Source organism: Parasedimentitalea psychrophila, assembly GCF_030285785.1.
Taxonomy (GTDB): domain Bacteria; phylum Pseudomonadota; class Alphaproteobacteria; order Rhodobacterales; family Rhodobacteraceae; genus Parasedimentitalea; species Parasedimentitalea psychrophila.
Genome location: NZ_CP127247.1, coordinates 2203370 through 2220976, shown reverse-complemented (window position 1 = coordinate 2220976; position 17607 = coordinate 2203370). Strand labels below are relative to the sequence as shown.

The following is a 17607-nucleotide window of genomic DNA, read 5'->3' as shown; positions in this document are numbered from 1 at the left end:
GTTCCACCCCTCTCCGGTATGTGAACAAACCACAGCCAGGCAGTGGGTGAGACTTGTCGCCTCGATTATTCAGCCAGCGACCGGTTTCCTGCCTCTGTGCATTGCCGATGACTTTCATCGCAGCACTTCGAGACATAGGTCTCAAGCCCTTCACCTTCGTGATCCCGGAACGCGACGAACCCGCTCCGCCCGGCTCAAGCAGGTTCCCTCTGACACTGCCGAAAGGGGCATTCACGCTTTAGGCCGAAATTCGGCAACAATCCCATGAGGGTGCCGCTAGGTGGGGGCACTCACGCCACCGACAAAGCCATTGGCATGAACAGGGTGCTCATCTAGAAACATGGCCAGTTAACCCTGACGACAAGGACCAAAATCATGCGCGTTGTTGCGATCGATCAGGGCACCTCCAGCACCCGTGGGTTTGTTCTGGATGAGACCGGTTTGGGAAAAATCATCTGCACCCGCGCGCACCGGCAAATCTATCCCCAGCCCGGTTGGGTGGAACATGACCCGGAAGAGCTGTTGCAACATGTCACCGACTGCATCCGGGCGGCGGGACCCGTGGATGCCATTGGCATCGACAATCAGGGCGAAAGCTGTCTCGCGTGGAATGGCGACACTGGAGAGGCGATTTCGCCGGTCATCGTCTGGCAGGATCGGCGCACCGAGGCCCGCATTGCCTCGCTAAAGGCAGATGGGGCGGAACAGCTGACTATGGCCAAGGCCGGCCTGCCGCTTGATCCGTATTTCTCGGCCAGCAAACTGGCCTGGATTCTTGACAACATTGCCGAGGCACGTCCACTTTTGGCTCAGGGAAAACTGCGTCTTGGGACCACGGATGCGTTTTTTCTGGATCGCCTGACCGGGCATTTCGCCACGGATATCACCACTGCCTCGCGCACATCGCTGCTTGGTCTGGAAACCGGACAATGGGCCCCCGAGCTCTGTGCGCTGTTTGGCGTCCCCATCCAAGCATTGCCCGAAATCCGCCCCAGCATGGCCGATTTCGGTGCGGTCAGGCTCGATGGCTGTGCCACCCCGATCACGGTCAATGTGGTTGATCAGCAGGCCTCGCTTTTTGGGCATGGCTGCCGCAATGCCGGTGCCGCCAAGATCACCTTTGGCACCGGCGCGTTTGCCATGGTGCTTACCGGCGATACCCTGTTGCGGGCGCCGGATCAGGGATTGCTGCCGACAATCGCCTGGCAAGCCACTGGGTCGAACCCCGTCTGCGCGCTGGATGGAGGGGTATATTGCGCCAGTTCGGCCCTGAACTGGGCCAGATCGCTGGGGTTGTTCAAACAGTTTGACGAGATAAACAGCTTTGACGCACCCGCCGCCATTGGCCGCAATCTGGCGTTTGTGCCGGCGCTGACCGGGCTCGGTTGCCCGCATTGGGATGGGTCTGCGGCGGGGCTTTGGATCGGCATGTCGCTGGATACATCGGCCAAGGATATGGTGCAGGCAATCCTTGAAGGCATCGCCCTGCGCGCCGATCAGGTGATCACGGCAATGGACGCATTGGTGCCGATTGGCGACAGGATTTCCATCGACGGCGGCATGTCCGCCAATCCGTATTTCTGCCAGTTCCTAAGCGATGTGCTGCAAAAACAGATCATCGTGCAGCCGATGGGCGAACAGACGGCACTGGGCACTGCATTGATGGTGGCCGGAGATCCGCCCAGGGGCACCGCCAACGCGCCGGCCTGTCTTCGCTACGACCCCGCGCCTGAGGCGCCCGACAAAACTCTGTTTGCCGAAGCCGTATCGCGGTCCCGCAACTGGCGACCCAAACGGGTGTGACACCCGGCCTATTCTGCTATGAACTTCAGTTCAATTTTTACCGGTTTGCCCGCGGCAGTGAATTTTCCAACCGGCACCAGGATACGGCGTTCGGGCCGGGCATTTAGCGGCATTTTCCACAAGGTCTGATCGCCACACATGGCAACCAGAGTGCCTTTTGCCCGGCGCGTCACTCGCAGTTGCAGATGTTTCATCCCTGCGGAGCCAGCGGCCAGCGACAACCGTTGCGGCACCACATATCTGATCACCGGATCAGCGGCGACAACCTCAATCTCAGCCCCCACCGGCGCCAGATCTCCAGCCAGATCTGCGGCCACCCACCGGGCGGTCTGGCGGCCTTCATTCCAGCTCCATCCGGCGGTTTCGACCGGTCTCAGAACATTGCCCGTGGCGAAATAGCAGGGATCCGAGCACCGACCGTACTGGTCCACCACCGGACCTTTGGTCGCGGCATCAACGGCCAGATGACCACAGCGAGCCAGCGCCACTTCGGGGGTGAACTGACCGCTCAGGATCACCCCGTCGCAATTGATAACACGGTGATTGCCCGCCCTGTCCACCACTTCGACACCGGTGACGGATCTGTTGCCGAGAATGGCACTCAGCCGGGTGCCCAGATGCAGCGGCACCCCCACAATGCGCGGAAACAGCCCGGTGGGCCAACGCGCAGTGACACCCTCATTTGCCTCGATCATTGCCACCGGTTTGATGCCCGCGTGCCGACAGGTCATGATTGCCGAGAACGAAACCAGTTCGGTGCCGATGATCACCGGGCGTTCAAATGGCGTGCGATCCTGTAGGTAGACCGTCGACTGCAAAGCCCCGGTGTTCACCACCCCCAGCGGCCGCGGCCCGGTGATGAACCGGCAAGAGCGCGGAGTTTCACGCACACCCGTGGCATAGATCACTCGGCGTGGTGCGATTTCGGCAACGCCGTCCTTGGTTGCCAGCAACAATTTCCCGTCCGGGCGCGCTTCGACCACGGTGGTCGACGTGCGGATCTCGACCCCGACCAGACGGGCCGTGGCAACCAGTTTTCGGGCGTATTGCGGCCCGGTCAAAACCCGTTTGAATTCCCGAATGCCAAAGGGGGGATGGCCACAATGGCGGGGTATGCCGCCAGCCTCGGGGTCGCGTTCAAGCACCACGACCCGGGCAATGCCCAGTGCCTTGAGTTCGATCGCCGCCGAAAGACTGGACGGACCGCTGCCAATGATGGCCACATCAATCTGGTCAGTCATGTTTGATGTCCTTGGCTAGAGGGATGTCAAAATGACCGTCGGTCAGTTCCGTCAGGCGCGCAGAGCAGTAGAACCCCTGACAGCGCCCCATGGTCACCCGCGTCTGGCGCTTTAGCCCCGCCAAGGACCGCGCCGCCAGCGGCCCGGTCAACGCCTGTCTGATCTCGGCCTCGCGTACCAGTTCGCAATGACAGATCATGTCGCCCTGCCCGCCTTCGCGCCATGCCCGCGCGCTTTGCTCGGCCAGAATATTGGCCTGCGGCACTCGGGGGTCCGGCAGCGGCTCATGTGCAGCCCCCCAATCCCGATACTGGGCAAACACATGCTGGGCGATGCCCAATGCCGCGCTTAACCCGGTTGAGCGGATGCCGCCAACGGTGATCCAGTTGCTGTCCGGACGCGGGATGATGCGGTATTCCTTTTGCTCGGTCGCGGGGCGCAAACCGGCATAGGTGGCGGTGATCGGCATGTCGGCCAGCGTCGGAATTATCCGGATTGCCGCCTGCATCAAACCTTCGAGAGAGGCCGTATCCGTGGACGCCTCATCGCGGCTTTGCTGTTCATCTGCCGTGGGGCCGACCAGCAGGTTGCCAAAAATCGTCCGGCACACAACCACGCCTTTGGTGCGCGCGGTCGGGACCGGTAAAATGATCGCCTGCAACAGCGACGCGGCTGCCTTGTCAAAGATCAGGAACTGGCCTTTGCGCGGAGTGATCAAAAAATCGGACAGGCCCAGCACCGCCTGGTCCACATAATCGCCATAAAGACCGGCGCAATTGATCACCTGACGACAGTTCAACACACCGCGTGACGTCTCCAATTGCCATTCTCCACCGGCAAACCCGCCCCCGGTGACCTCGCACTTCAGAAACACTTCTGCACCATTCTGCAACGCCTGTTTCAGATAGGCATAGGGGGCCGACCACGGGTCGATCAGAGCCTCGCCCGGAACCGAGATTGCCGCCAGCGCCCGATCTGACAGATGCGGTTCATTGTCGCGCAGGACCGTCTGACCCACGAGAGTGGCATTGCTGATACCATTCCTGTGCGCCTGTTCCAGCAATGTGTCCAGCCTGGCAACCTCAACGTCATTCCACGCCACGACATAGGCCCCGGCGGCATCCAGCGGCAGGCGCATATCCTGGTGGATTTGCCGATACTCTTCGGCGCCTTTGCGGATGCAATCCAGTTCGATCGAACCGACCGGTGCGTCAAACCCGGTGTGCAAAATGGCGCTGTTGGCCTTGCTTGCGCCGTCCAGAATATCGCAGGCCTTTTCCACCAACGCCACCCGCGCGCCCTCTAGGGTAAACCGCCGGGCCATGGCACAGCCGACAACGCCGGCGCCAATCACCACCACATCGAACAGGGTAGAGCTGAGGCTGGATTTGCGGTCCGGCATCATGGCATCGCCCGTTTGGGCCCGTTCGCGGACAGGTAGAGGCCGGTCAGGGTACGGTCTGCATGGGCCAGTCGCCAGGACAGCATTTTCTGGGCATAGGTCAGAATCTGCGGTGCATAGGCCAGATCACCGGCCGGATCATCGGCCTGATCCAGACCTTCCAGATCCAGATGGTGGCGCGTCACATAAGCCAGAAACGGATGGTCCGTCGCGGCCTCAGGATCGCATGGGTCCCGCATGTCGTCCGGGGGATACATGGTGTTGTAGGGGGCCAACGCGATGAACGGAGGATGCGGGCGCAACAGGCTGAGATGCAGGAACCACGGCGCGGTTTTTTGGGTCTCGATCGCTGTGACCGCCTCGTCGCAGACGATGAATTCCTTGTGCAGGATCAGGGCCCTGGCGATGGCAATACGCAGGCGCTGGCCACCGCTGAAGGCATGCGGATAGCGGCTCAGATGTTCCACATCCAGACCACATTGGGTGGCGATCTGCTTGACCCGCTGTTTCAGCTCTTCTCCCCTGGCGACCTTGTTGGCCAGCAAGGGCTCTCCAATCACATCGCGCACCGTCATGCGCGGATTGGCGAATATTTCCCGCACCGGTCCCTGTTCGACGATACGCCCCATATACATAATCGCCACGTCATCGGCAATCTGGGCCACCACCTGCGCCTGAATGGTCACGTCCAGCGCCGTGGTTGGCTCGTCCGCGATCAGCCCCGACGGGTTACAGGACAGCGCCTTGGCAATCATCGCCCGCTGCCGCATGCCGCCGGAAAACGCGTAGGGGTATTGATCAAAGGCGCGGTCCGGGTCGGAGATGCCCACCTTGTCCAACATCTTGACGGTCAGCCTGCGCACGTTTTGCGCCGCAAACAGCAGCACCGAAAGGGCAATCACACCAACCATAGCCAGGTAGTGCTTTTTGAACTTCCACCACATCAGCTGCCATTGCGAGGCCATCTCGGGCCGACGCTTGTTGCTCTGTTCCTTGGTGGTCGGGACCGTTGTATCAGGAGAGGTCATGGCGGGGTCAACTTTCCGGGCTGATGCGGGGATTCAACATCACCACGCCGACGATTGGGTTCAGGGCGATGCGCACCGGGTATTTGAGCAGCAGCTGCGTGGGCGACAGGCCACCGGCCCGGGCCGCAATCACATACATCTTGTTGTTCAGCTCATCCAGCACCGAGGCCCGCAGGGTGCGGATCAGATAGGCGGTGCCGGAGGTGCCCAGTACGATAATCGGCACCCACAGATGCCTGATCAGATTCTTGGCCCGTGCCCAGTTCCAATCCACGTCTTGGAATTCGGGGGAAAACAGACCGCCCACGCTTGGACCAAAATATTTCTGCCCCAGATACATCAGCATCAGTGTGAACGGCATGCGTTCAGCGATCACATCGGCAACCGGTCGCTTCCATCCCCATGAATTGCCAAAATCCCCATGCAGGACGATCGTGCTGATCCAGTCGAAATATTGCACCGACCAGAGGCGGTTAAGGCCAAGACGTTCACGCAACTCAACCATTTCCGCACCGATCTTTATGTACGCATCGCTGCCGGGCAGAACAGTTTTCCAGGTCTTACCCAATTCGAACAGGCGCGCGGCCCATGCCGGAGGCTCTTCTCCGGCGGCACCGTTTGTGGTCCCCCAGTTGCCCCATTGCTGACCAACCAGCGGCGAGCCTTCGGAATAGGGCGGGATGTAGTATTCAACCTGCGAGATCAGGTTCGGCTCGAACGGAACGTCCCACTCCATATTGATGTCGCGGGTGCTGGCCTTGGCCTTTTCACGCGACAACTGACTGGTGACCTCTTTCATGGTGACGTCAACGCCAACCGCGCGCCAGTAATCTGCCACCAGAGGGGTGAAAGATTCACCGCCGAATTGGACCGCATGTTCCCACAGGATGTTGAAGGGTTCGCCATCAGGGTGCAGACGCTTTCCGTTGGCTGCCATTTTCATGCCCATTTCGTCCAGCAATGCATTGGCTGCATCCGCATCAAACGCGACCGCATAATTGCGATCCTCGTCGGTGACAAAGCAACACCCAGCGGCAGCGCCGCCCCGGGAGTTCCCAGGCCAAACCACAGCGCTTCATTCAGTTCGTCCCGGTTGATCGCCAGCGACATTGCCTTGCGGAACCGCACGTCGGCGTAAACTTCGCCCATTCTGAGGTCTTTGATGGTCTGGTTGAAAGTGATCGCCGGGCCGGTCTGTCCCGGAGGCAACGTCACTTTGTAGCCGCCCGCCTCTTCGCCCTCTTTCAAAACCGAGAAGTTGGACAGACCGACGCCCTGCGCCTGATAATCCGATAGATCCAGCTGATATGGGGATTGGGACGTGATCCCCTGGGGATCACCAACCGATGGAGAACTTGCCGCCAGGGCACCGCCGGCCACCGACATAGAGACAACCAGCGCAGCCCCCATTTTGGCACCAGAAATATACCTACGGGGCCATAGATAGCTCAAAATTTGCATTTCCACCTCCCCGTTTGTGGATATCTCATTGCCTTTTCGGCACGCCCCCCCCCTGCAAACCAGTGCAATAAGCGCTAACATGATCAGTACAATGCGTCAATCTGATTGGTTATGATAACTTACTGGCGTTTTACGATTGGCTGACCGTGATTGCGTTACCGTCCAAGGCATGGTTTAAAAATTCGACCTACAAGGTAACAAAACACGATGAGCAGCCAAAAACGAAACCCCCTGGCAAGACGACAGTCTTTACGCCACGAAATCGCATTGCGCGGCACCGTTTCTGTCACAGAATTATGCGATATCCTGGATGCCTCGCCGGCCACCATCCGGCGCGATCTGGCAGCACTGGAACAAGATGGCTTTGTCAGCCGCGGCTATGGCGGTGCCTCAGTGCGCCCAATCCGCCATGCCGAAGAGGCCTTGGCGATCCGCGAGCAAAGTCACATCAGAGCCAAACAGGCGATTTCGCGCGCCACCATCGGGTTGATCAAATCCGGCGACACATTGTTTCTGAACGATGGATCAACCATTCTGCCGCTGATTAATGATCTGGCCCTGACCGATCTGGAACTGTTTATCGCGACCCCGGCTGTCAACATTGCCCAAATCCTGGCCAACAACCCCAATGTCACCGTTTGCCTGCTGGGCGGCTTCCTGCGCCAGACATCACTGGCCACCGACGGTCATTTTGCCGAGGCGATGATTGATCAGATCAACGCAGACCTAGCGCTATTGTCCTGCGATGGTTTCAGCACCACCGATGGCATGTGTTTCTCGCACGCGGGGGATGCATCCATTGCCCAACGGATGTCGAAAAAGGCCACCCGTACCATCGGACTGGTACACCGGGCTAAATTCGACTGGCGTGCGCGCATGACCGGAGTCCCCCTGTCGTCAATCGACACACTTGTAACCGACGACCTTCCGCCCGACGTGGAGAACGGCCTGACCCTCGCCAATATCGAGGTGATCGAGGCCAAGCACTTGACCTCCTAATCTTGCCATAACGCCACCTGCATGTTCAACAATCGGAACCATGGCGGCCTTATGGCGCCTTCTAAAATCCGCCAGGATCCGGTCCGGATCAATGTCGGTCCTTGCTCCAATTCCAAAGGATAGCATCCTAGCCCGTTGGCCAGTATGTAATTCTGACAACGGCAGCCAAACTGGGGTCCCCACAAAGGACGCAAAGCCCAGCACAAGGATTAGAACCCTGCCAAATCGCCCTATCTGCGACACTGGCTTGTTGTCGTTCGCTGGGATCAATCAGCCCCCCTCCGTTACCGGACGATGCAAGATCGGTATTTAGCAGCGTTTTCAGGCCTAAGCCGATCTGCGCCGACCGTTAATTAAATCCTTGAAAACTGCGCCGCCACCGCCCAAAATCACTCGGGCTAGCGTTTTTCTTTTTCGACCTACTGTCTCCCGTTCTTCGGCGTTCAGTCCTTCGATTCAGACCTGACACGCCGGGCTGCCGCACTCGCGCGGGCAGCAATCAAATGGAGACTACGGATATGGCCAGTGGCACCGTAAAATGGTTCAACTCTACTAAAGGCTTCGGCTTTATCGCACCCGATGGCGGCAGCAACGATGTATTCGTTCACATTTCCGCTGTTGAGCGTTCTGGCCTGACCGGCCTGGCCGACAACCAGAAAGTGACGTTTGACATCGAGCCCGGCCGTGACGGTCGTGAGTCCGCTGTGAACCTCGCACTGGCATAAGCCTTTACGACAATAGAGTTATTGAAACGCGGCCTCTGTTCTTGGGGCCGCGTTTCGCCTTTCTGACACAGTGTTCGGCCCGCTTTGCTGCCCTGGAAACACGCTAAAAATTGATCGTTACGTTGGCACCTAGAAGCGGCTGAGTTGTGCAACAGAGCCCATCAGCGCGCCAAATTATTATCAAGCCGACGTGAATAAATGCGCCACCATGCTACCCTTCTGAGATGAGCAAAGTGATATTCATGCCACAAAATCCTCAATTCTGCCCTTACAGCGCTGAGTCGAGGCAAACCGCATCATTAACGTGCCATATTTCTCTGGAATTTTGACATTTATAAATGATTGGATGTGAAAAATGAAAAGTATCGCAACAATAGTTTTGGCTACTACAATTCTGGGATTGCCAACTCTGGCGATCGCTGGCGAAGGGTGGACTGGGTTTTACCTGGGCGCTCATGTAGGCCCCACCGATGCCGAAGTCACCTTCGTTGGCAGCACGGAAAGCGATAGCTCAACAGCTTACGGCTTGCAGGCTGGCTACAATCACAGCCTGTCCAACAATTGGGTCATTGGTGGCGAACTAAGCTATGGCACCGCAAAACACTCCATTGGTGGTGATCCTCCATGGGACAGTGACTCTATTCGTTTGAAATTTAAAACGGGGTATGATCTGGGAACGACATTGGTTTACGGCATATTGGGCTATGTAAACATTGATGACGGGCTAGACAGCGAAGATGGCACGACGTTCGGCATAGGTATCAACTACAAAGCGACTGACACCATCATTCTTGGTGGGGAGATACTTCGTGATTCTGTCAATTTTTTCGGTTCTGACCTAGATGTGACGTCACTTCTCTTCAGCGTAGCGTATCAATTCTAGTTTTTTCAGAATAACACTGAATGAAACTTGAAATATTTATTCGCAGGCCAATAATCAGAGAAGTTTTGCGTCACTGGTTTAGTTTCCTCCAAGGCAATCCTAAACGATCAATGATCGGCGCTTCCCCATTTACCACTTTATTTTGGGATTTTCGGGGTGACACGCGTTGGGAAATGGCTGAATTTCTTTTTTCACGTGCAGCGAATGGCCGCAAAGCCAACATGGAAGACCCTGGGTGCGCTCAACCGCAACGTTGCCAAGGCCAAGCCGTCCATTCTGGGCGCTTTGCTAGATGCCTTGTTCTGCGACCTGGGGCGGACTGTCTCTGTGACGCTCACAGACGTCCCGAAAATGGCAGACTTCGCAAAATGGGTAGTGGTGAGCTGAGGGGCATTGCTGGACTCCCACGCGGCAGATCGAGCCCACAGCGACCAAGCCGCCATCGAGGCCCGCTTTGGCGCGGCCCTGCGCCGGGTCCAACCCGTGCTCAGGCGTCTGGGGCTAAACATAGGGTTCAGCCGCGAGGGAAAGGCAGGAATGCGGATGATCGAGTGGACAAGAAGTTAACGGCCAAACATCGGCACTACATTGCTGGGAATGCTCAAGCGCTCGACCTGCCAGGGTCGGGCGCTTTTCGTCTGCACCGTCCCGATTGGCTGACAGTTCTGACAGTGCTGTCATTAGTTGCTTGTACGAACTTTCATGCGTGGGCCGCTATCAGCTGAGTACAGGAACGTTGTTCGAAATTCGGTTCACTTCACACACCGGAAATGATCACTCCGGTAATAGTTCCGGAATTGAAGCCTCGCTCAGGCCCAGCAAGCCGTGCAATTCGGTAAGAGATTCTTCCGTCAAATCTCGGATGTCATGCGGTGCATAGGCTTCCGCCAATGCAATAGTTTGAGCATATTTTGACACGTCCAGATCATGTTCAACTTCCGCGATATTCGCTGCCAGCGCAGCCTGTTCGTCTTGCGCGGCAACTGTGCTGCCAATGCTCTCGGCCGTAGCCGCCAGGGCATCTTCATCATCGGGGTTTGTTGGGTCCAATCCGGTCATGGCAGCCGCAATCTCATCCACGTTTGCTTGATAATCGGCGGACTCCGGATCCAGCGCGTCGATCGCATCTGCAATTTCCTGCTCAGTCGCCGTTGCATCCTCGGTTATGTTCTCACCTACGAATTCTGAAGTGGAGGGAACTGTGTCATCGACTAGATCCAGAAGTTCTGAGAGCGTGTCGGTTAGCCCAATCACGTCAAGCGCCGCCTGTTCATAGCTTGCAATCTTGCCAACGCGACTGTTTGGGTCTGCGTTCAGGCGTGCCGTGGTGCTTGCATGGGCAGCGTTTAATCCCTTCAGGTTACTCGAAATCACACCTTGTTGGTTTGCAGAGACCTTGGCCGTCGGGCTATTGTTTTTTCGGCTTGGCCTTCGCTTGTTGCCAGAAAATACAGCATTGAATGCCTTTGAGATCGAAGACGCTGACAAACCATTTCGGTCTTTGCTATTGCCATTTCCAGCGTTGGCTGAGGCCCCTCGGCTATTGCCATTTCCACCGTTACCCTCGCCATTGCCTGCGCTGTTGCCGCTGCTGTTGCCATTGCCTCCGCTGTTGCCATTGCCTCCGCTGTTGCCATTGCCGCCACTGTTACCATTGCCGCCACCGTTGCCATTGCCGCCGCCGTTGCCATTGCCGCCGCCGCCGTTACCCTCGCCATTTTTGGCATAAGCAGCATCGGCCATAGCGGAGAGAACAAAAGTAGCTGTCGCTACTGGAGTGACACTTAAAGCAGTCGCAACCAGTGCGCAGGAAAGCGATGAAGAAACACCTCTAGACATAATCACCTCTCAGCAAGTTTTGGCGGCCAAAATATTTTGGTAGGTAGGCTCACGGATCAAGTATAAGCTCACAACTTAGCCCAGATATGTCCAAGTCCAGCCCCCAAGGAAATTCAGTCAGTGCAAGACGGGTGATGTTGTCGCATCGTCGAATATTCTGATCTGAAATTCCATTGGTACACGGGCAAATACGCGCGCATACATTCCGTAAAGACAGCAGAGTCGACGCAGTGCTATCTTCGCGGTGCCAATTGGGCCAGTAACAGTGAACGCGGCAAGGTCCGCAACCTGGTCTCCTGTGGTCCATGCCGAGAAGGTCCGCGATCCGCCCGAGGTGACTTGTCTCCACGGTGCTGTTGTTTGCTGCACGGTGCAGCATCGGCGTCGCACCGCGCGGGACAGCACAAACGCAGATGGCCACCCGAAGGTGGCGTTAAGTGTCTGTGTTTCTAGTATAAGTTTATGGTTGCGGGAGTAGGATTTGAACCTACGACCTTCAGGTTATGAGATAGCTTACAGGGAGTCGCACCAGCCACTCTATATTACGCCACCCTACCCTATCTTATTGTTTTTACTTATTTAGTCCTAACGAAACACGCGCTCCTTTTCTTCGTCTTACGCTGTGACTTGCTTCCAGCTGCTTCCACGGATGCGCCATGAGAACAAAGATAGACCGGAGAACACGATGCCAAAACTGACCAAACGCGTGGTAGATGCGCTGCAATCTGAGGCCAAGGACTACTTCGTCTGGGACAGCCAGATCGCCGGGTTTGGGCTGCGGGTGATGCCGTCCGGGGCCAAGACCTATCAGGCACAATATCGCAAAGGCGGGCGCACGCGGCGTGTGTCAGTTGGGCGGCACTGAAAAATCACTGTGGACGAGGCCCGCAAGCTTGCGAAAGAAATCATGGGACAGGTCGCCAAAGGCGAGAACCCAGCCGAGGATATCTCACTGCACCGTAAAGCCCCAACTGTTGCCGCACTCTGCGAACGCGTCTTTGAGGAACAGGCAAAACAGCGCTGCAAGCCAAGCACTCAAGGCGAGTATCGCCGCGCCATTGATCTGTTCATCAATCCCGCAATTGGCAGCTTCAAAACCGTCGACGAGGAGCGTCGTGACATTGCCGAGCTGCACCAAAAGTTCCGCGACAAACCCTATCAGGCAAACCATACGTTATTGCGGGCAAACTCCCTGGCCAATATGCCACCGACTTGCAGCACCCGTGGCGGCGCATTCGGGAACCGGCCGGTATACCCGACGTACGCATTCATGATTTGCGCCACACCTATGCGTCAAATGCAGTCTCATCGGGCATGCCAATTCAAATGGTGGGACGGCTTCTGGGCCATACGCAAATTCAGACCACCATGCGCTACGCGCATTTGGCAAACGATCCGGTAAACCGGGCAGCCGAAGAAAATGCGGAACGGTTGAATGCTCTAGTTGGTACACCGACCACCGAACGCGTCTTGCGTGTCGTTCGGTGAGATCAATAGGTGCTGGATATCTCCTACCCCGTGTATACCTGGGGTATAGGCAGCCTGCGGATAGCTCTACCCGGGGCATACCCCGCCCCACGTTTACTCTAACCAGAGCAAAAAGCGTCTTTGAGATGAGATGGCCAAAGAGAGGTTTTGTGTCTTGGACACTATGAATATTTGGAAGCGTTCTATTTGGCTCGAAAATTCCGCACGTACATTTGCCAAGCACTTTTACAAAGATGAATGGCAAGCCGCGTTGACGCAAAGGCGAGATAAGTCTTGGCCTGAAGTTGTTAAGGAAGCAGCAGCCCAAGGCAAGGAAGATGGCCATGAAGGCATGGAACTGTTCGCTTACAGTGTTCTCGAAGTAGGTAAACTTGATCGTCAAAAGAATGAGATCCTGGAAAGAGCCACCAAGGAAATCCTTCAAAGATTGCAGGACGGTAGATTTCGGGCTTTTGGCTTCGATCATCCGAGGACTATGGACACGATACCAGTTCAAATTCCACGAGATGCTTGGTGCGACAACACGAAGCTCGACAGTGACAAGCTCAGCTACCAATCCATGACACTTGTCGATGTACGCATTCGCATGGCACCGGAAAGCGTTGATACGGAGCCGAAAAAACAGCTTCGTGCGCAGCCAAAGAAAACCGGTCGTCCAACGATTAAGGACGATGTAGAGGCAGCTTTCCGTGCCCTGAATGCTCTTGGAGAAATTAACGTCAACCTGTCGGCGAAGGCGCATTTTGATTTAGTTAGGCAGCAACTGCACAACACCCATCCCCAAAAATATCCCGAGGACGGGAAGCCCGGAAACGAAGGCATTCGTCCACATTTTACTCTCCTTTTCAATGAATTGAAGGAAAACAGTAAACAGTAAACTCCAGCGGGATTTACTGATATTTTTACTGTTTTTGATTTGAGCCAGAACCAAAGCATCGAAGCGTAACTGGAGCAAACCGATGCACGAAATGGTTCAAAACCAAAAAACAAACCAAGCCGCCCTAGACTATCTGGACGGCTTTATTGACGAAACACGGGCCGCAGACTTTCTCTGCCAAAGTGTCCGGACACTGCAAAAATGGCGTGTCACCGGCTTTGGCCCCTCCTTCTACAAACCGGGGCGTTCCGTGCGGTATCGCCGCCGTGATCTGCGGGACTGGGCCGAGAGCCGTCGCCGGAAAAGTACTTCTCAACACTGAGTTTTGCCCGTGCGGGCTTGGCAGCACCGTACGGGATTTTGGGGCCGGATGGCTTCACTAAGGCGCGGGATCAAATGGTACTCCGCGCCTTTCCCACATTCAAATTCAACTTACCGATCAATCTAGGAGACAGACCATGCCCAATCTTCCTGCCCATAAAATCAAACTGGGCCTGACCACCGCAGCCATCTGGAAAAATGACGGATCATACTCGGTCGACATCACCCGGTCTTACAAAACCTGTGAAGGCGATTGGAAAAACACATCCGGTTTTTTCCATTCTGACCTTCTGAACATCGCCAAATGTGCGAAGCGGGCTGAAATCTGGATCAGTCGACAGCTTAGCACCCAGCAATAACACCCAAGCCGGGCACCAGCCCGGCCCCAAAACCTAAAGCTGCCCCGCCGGAGGCACCACTTACGGCGGGCAACACCCAATCAAACACTCCAAAAACCGCATCGCCACAACGGCGCAATTAAGGGGGGTCTTGTAACACCCCCCTCCACGAATACCAAAGCGAAGGACAGCGCAAATGAACGCGGAGATTCTGCATTCAGGCTTTGACGGGCTGAAATTCACCCTGCAAACCGACATCCCACCAAAGCTGCGCGCGGAACTGGCATCGGCCAAGGCCCACTCAAAAAAACCTACAGCGATTGCCTGGTTGATTTTGGATCTGTCACTTTGAGCGTCACCAACAAAGGCGCGCGGGGTTTTACTGCCCATACCGGTGATCATGGCGCATATTGGCTGTTTCAGGACCCAGAAGACCGCATTGCCAACAACCCCGGCATCACTGTTGATTTCCGGGCTTTCGGACTTGCGACCGGTGGCCTTGAAGGTGCTGAGCGGCATTTCAGAGACTGCATGGACGCCTTCGGGATAAACTACGCTGAAACCCAACTACGGATCGCGCGGGCAGATTTCGCGGTAGATTTTCTAGCCCCTTGGTTTGAGCCTGATCGCGACGCATTGGTGGTGCCACCAGGCACCAATGTCACCGAATATGCTGGCGTTGATGAAACCACGACCAATGCCATCGGCGCGCGCGTGAATGGTCTACGCGCAGGGGCGCTCGGCAACCGGCAGTTGGGGATTTATGACAAGCGGGCCGAAGTGATCCAAACAAACAAAATGGGGTGGCTGACAATCTGGAATGCCGCCCTCGTCGAAAAAGGAAAACCACAGCTTGATCTAAGCGACCGCGACCAAAGCCAAGTCTGGCGCTTTGAAATGCGTCTAGGCTCAAAACAGCTTCGCAATCGGTTTGAGATGCGTAACTGGCAGGATGTACATGACATCATCGGAGACGCCTTCACAGACGCGCTAGGCCGTATCCACTACACGGTCCCCACAACAGACCGCAATCGCGCCCGTTGGCCCGCCCATGGACTCTGGCAGCAATTTGAAGCCGTGATCAGCAATGATCTCCTGCAAAACTGCGCCGGGGTTCTACCCAGCGACGTGATTGAGGCGAACCGGGCCGCCAAAATGCGGGATTTGGACGCACTGCTTGTCGGGATATTCATCACCCGCGCGGCAATATCTGACGTATCAGGCGACGACTTCGACGACTTCATGGACAACCATGTGGAAGCGCTAATGCGGCAGGCGAAAGAGCATCCAGTTCCGGTCGAGGATCGGATTGGTAAAGCACGGGGGAAATACAGGTTGACTTGAGATAGTCATGAGAGGCGGAAAAATCCTTAGCTTATACTGCCGAGAAAATTCTAGTTTTCAACACAACCTTTTTTCGGGGGGATTACCCACCTTTTTAGAAAACTAAGGCTGATCGGTTGGCAACGCTTCCCACAGTAGCGGCAGAGTTTCATATGGACCGCACAATCACCCACAATATTTTGGACGCGCGTCCCGGCTAGACGAGTTGATGCCTTGGAATTATTAGTCAGAAACGCAGGTGATGGACGCTCTCACAAATACGAACGGACCGCACCGTTTTGCGCCGCTACCAGCCTGTAGCAAAATATAAAAAGGTGTCTGACGTCAGCGCCTATGGGTCCAAATAGCGTTATTTGATAAGAGAGTGTTTCTGGCTCATCGCAACCACTGAGGAGTGGAACATGAGACATACAACTGGAACAGGCAAAAGCCCTGGCGAGAAGATCGTCAAAGATATCAAGCGGGCCACCCCTGCCCGGCAGCACATGCGCAGCATGTGTGAGAGGGGCGCAAGCATTACTCATCCGAAGAGAAGATCAGGATCGTCCTGGATGGCCTTCGTGGCGAAGACAGCATTGCTGAGCTGTGCCGTCGTGAGGGCATTTCCCAAGGCATCTACTACAAATGGTCGAAAGACTTCATGGAAGCTGGCAAGAAGCGGCTGGCTGGCGATACTGCACGCGCTGCAAACACCGACGAAGTGAAGGATCTGCGCCGTGAAGCGCGTGATCTGAAGGAAGTTGTGGCGGAACAAACGCTCGAACTCCGTTTGCTTAAAAAAAGCATGTTCGACGGTGGGGACGGCCGCGAATGAGATACCTGTCACCCGGCAGGCGATTGCGTAGCAATCTGCCGAAAGGGGGCATCTGAGAAGTTAGAGATCATCAGGCTGGTTGAGGGATCGCATCTGTCGGCCCGCCTGACATTGGCCAAGTTGGGCATCCCACGCACCACTTTCTATCGTTGGTATGATAGGTATTTGCAGCGCGGCGAAGCTGGACTGCAGGATCAATCGCCGAAGCCCAAACTCGTCTGGAACCGTATTCCGGACGCGATACGGCGCAAGGTCGTGAAGTTGGCGCTGAACGAGACCGAGTTGTCGCCACGTGAACTGGCAGTGACGTTCACGGATCGAGAAAGCTATTTCGTATCAGAGGCTTCGACGTATCGGATCTTGAAGGCGCACGATCTGATCACCAGCCCCGCCTTCATCGTTATAAAGGCGGCGAGCGAGTTCAAAGACAAAACCACAGCCATCAACCAGTTGTGGCAGACGGACTTCACATATCTGAAGATCATCGGCTGGGGTTGGTTTTATCTCAGCACGATCTTGGACGATTACAGCCGGTACATCATCTCATGGAAGCTTTGCACGAACATGAGAACACAAGACGTCACTGATACGTTGGACTTGGCTTTGGAAGCATCGGGATGTGACCAAGTTCATGTCGTCCACAAGCCACGCCTGCTGAGTGATAACGGTTCCAGCTACGTCTCAGGGGAACTGGCGGAATGGCTGCAAGACAAGGGCATGAAGCACAGCCGTGGCGCGCCGTATCACCCGCAAACCCAAGGTAAGATCGAGCGGTGGCATCAAACCTTGAAGAACCGCATCTTGTTAGAGCACTACTTCCTGCCCGGTGATCTCGAAGCCCAGATCGAAGCCTTCGTCGATCACTACAATCATCACCGCTACCACGAGAGCCTGAACAACGTCACACCCGCCGACGTCTACTTCGGACGCGACAAAGCCATTCTACAACAAAGGGAAAGGATCAAACGTAAGACGCTCGAAACGCGGCGCTTGCATCACAGACAACGCGCCGCATAATGAAGCCAACCAGATGAGCCGAACTCT

General features: G+C 56.1%; 15 protein-coding genes and 3 pseudogenes. 11 read left to right on the top strand and 7 right to left on the bottom strand.

Annotation, left to right across the window (positions count from 1 at the left end):
* Positions 1-46: 46 nt before the first annotated feature.
* Positions 47-133, bottom strand: a pseudogene (locus tag QPJ95_RS24185) (IS6 family transposase); the annotation flags it as partial.
* Positions 134-375: 242 nt separating this feature from the next.
* On the opposite strand from QPJ95_RS24185, the gene QPJ95_RS10780 reads away from it, so the two are divergent.
* Positions 376-1803: an FGGY family carbohydrate kinase gene (locus QPJ95_RS10780; RefSeq protein ID WP_270920506.1), complete on the top strand. Its 1428-nt coding sequence runs from the start codon at positions 376-378 to the stop codon at positions 1801-1803.
* 8 nt (positions 1804-1811) lie between these two features.
* Here QPJ95_RS10780 and QPJ95_RS10775 read toward each other — a convergent pair whose 3' ends face one another.
* The 5 genes from QPJ95_RS10775 to QPJ95_RS10750 are packed head-to-tail and all read right to left on the bottom strand — an operon-like array spanning position 1812 to position 6935.
* Positions 1812-3044 (bottom strand): NAD(P)/FAD-dependent oxidoreductase, encoded by a 1233-nt coding sequence (locus QPJ95_RS10775; RefSeq protein ID WP_270920507.1) that lies wholly within the window; start codon positions 3042-3044, stop codon positions 1812-1814.
* On the bottom strand, positions 3037-4449 hold the full coding sequence (locus QPJ95_RS10770) for an NAD(P)/FAD-dependent oxidoreductase (protein WP_270920508.1): 1413 nt from the start codon (positions 4447-4449) through the stop codon (positions 3037-3039). Before QPJ95_RS10770 ends, QPJ95_RS10775 begins: the two co-directional genes overlap by 8 nt.
* The gene (locus QPJ95_RS24065; protein WP_313851677.1) at positions 4446-5474 is read right to left on the bottom strand and encodes an ATP-binding cassette domain-containing protein; all 1029 of its coding nucleotides are present in this window, start codon (positions 5472-5474) and stop codon (positions 4446-4448) included. The genes QPJ95_RS10770 and QPJ95_RS24065 overlap by 4 nt, the downstream gene beginning before the upstream one ends.
* A 7-nt stretch (positions 5475-5481) precedes the next feature.
* Positions 5482-6417, bottom strand: a complete 936-nt coding sequence (locus QPJ95_RS10755; RefSeq protein WP_270920509.1) for an ABC transporter permease subunit — start codon at positions 6415-6417, stop codon at positions 5482-5484.
* Positions 6414-6935: an ABC transporter substrate-binding protein gene (locus tag QPJ95_RS10750; RefSeq protein WP_270920510.1), complete on the bottom strand. Its 522-nt coding sequence runs from the start codon at positions 6933-6935 to the stop codon at positions 6414-6416. Before QPJ95_RS10750 ends, QPJ95_RS10755 begins: the two co-directional genes overlap by 4 nt.
* Before the next feature lie 207 nt (positions 6936-7142).
* Here QPJ95_RS10750 and QPJ95_RS10745 point away from each other — a divergent pair, with 207 nt between their 5' ends.
* The 3 genes from QPJ95_RS10745 (at position 7143) to QPJ95_RS10735 (ending at position 9542) form a co-directional block, all read left to right on the top strand.
* Positions 7143-7934 carry a DeoR/GlpR family DNA-binding transcription regulator gene (locus tag QPJ95_RS10745; protein ID WP_270920511.1) on the top strand — a complete coding sequence of 264 codons (792 nt, stop codon included), beginning with the start codon at positions 7143-7145 and terminating at the stop codon, positions 7932-7934.
* Positions 7935-8452: 518 nt separating this feature from the next.
* A complete protein-coding gene (locus QPJ95_RS10740; RefSeq protein ID WP_270920512.1) occupies positions 8453-8659 on the top strand; it encodes a cold-shock protein in 207 nt (68 codons plus the stop codon).
* Positions 8660-9014: 355 nt separating this feature from the next.
* Complete coding sequence (locus QPJ95_RS10735; protein WP_270920513.1) at positions 9015-9542, top strand: porin family protein; 528 nt, start codon at positions 9015-9017, stop codon at positions 9540-9542.
* 774 nt (positions 9543-10316) lie between these two features.
* Here QPJ95_RS10735 and QPJ95_RS10730 read toward each other — a convergent pair.
* A complete protein-coding gene (locus QPJ95_RS10730) occupies positions 10317-11381 on the bottom strand; it encodes a hypothetical protein (RefSeq protein WP_270920514.1) in 1065 nt (354 codons plus the stop codon).
* Between the two features lie 685 nt (positions 11382-12066).
* On the opposite strand from QPJ95_RS10730, the pseudogene QPJ95_RS10725 reads away from it, so the two are divergent.
* The 7 genes and pseudogenes from QPJ95_RS10725 (at position 12067) to QPJ95_RS10695 (ending at position 17580) form a co-directional block, all read left to right on the top strand.
* Positions 12067-12869: pseudogene (locus QPJ95_RS10725) on the top strand (integrase arm-type DNA-binding domain-containing protein).
* Positions 12870-13032: 163 nt separating this feature from the next.
* Positions 13033-13746: a hypothetical protein gene (locus QPJ95_RS10720; RefSeq protein WP_270921286.1), complete on the top strand. Its 714-nt coding sequence runs from the start codon at positions 13033-13035 to the stop codon at positions 13744-13746.
* 82 nt (positions 13747-13828) lie between these two features.
* A complete protein-coding gene (locus tag QPJ95_RS10715) occupies positions 13829-14068 on the top strand; it encodes a helix-turn-helix transcriptional regulator (RefSeq protein ID WP_313851748.1) in 240 nt (79 codons plus the stop codon).
* Between the two features lie 136 nt (positions 14069-14204).
* Positions 14205-14426 (top strand): hypothetical protein, encoded by a 222-nt coding sequence (locus QPJ95_RS10710; protein WP_270921285.1) that lies wholly within the window; start codon positions 14205-14207, stop codon positions 14424-14426.
* Between the two features lie 175 nt (positions 14427-14601).
* Positions 14602-14757, top strand: a complete 156-nt coding sequence (locus QPJ95_RS10705; RefSeq protein ID WP_286018262.1) for a hypothetical protein — start codon at positions 14602-14604, stop codon at positions 14755-14757.
* The gene (locus QPJ95_RS10700) at positions 14754-15749 is read left to right on the top strand and encodes a hypothetical protein (protein WP_286018261.1); all 996 of its coding nucleotides are present in this window, start codon (positions 14754-14756) and stop codon (positions 15747-15749) included. The genes QPJ95_RS10705 and QPJ95_RS10700 overlap by 4 nt, the downstream gene beginning before the upstream one ends.
* A 401-nt stretch (positions 15750-16150) precedes the next feature.
* Positions 16151-17580 (top strand): annotated as a pseudogene (locus QPJ95_RS10695) (IS3 family transposase).
* Positions 17581-17607: the final 27 nt, after the last annotated feature.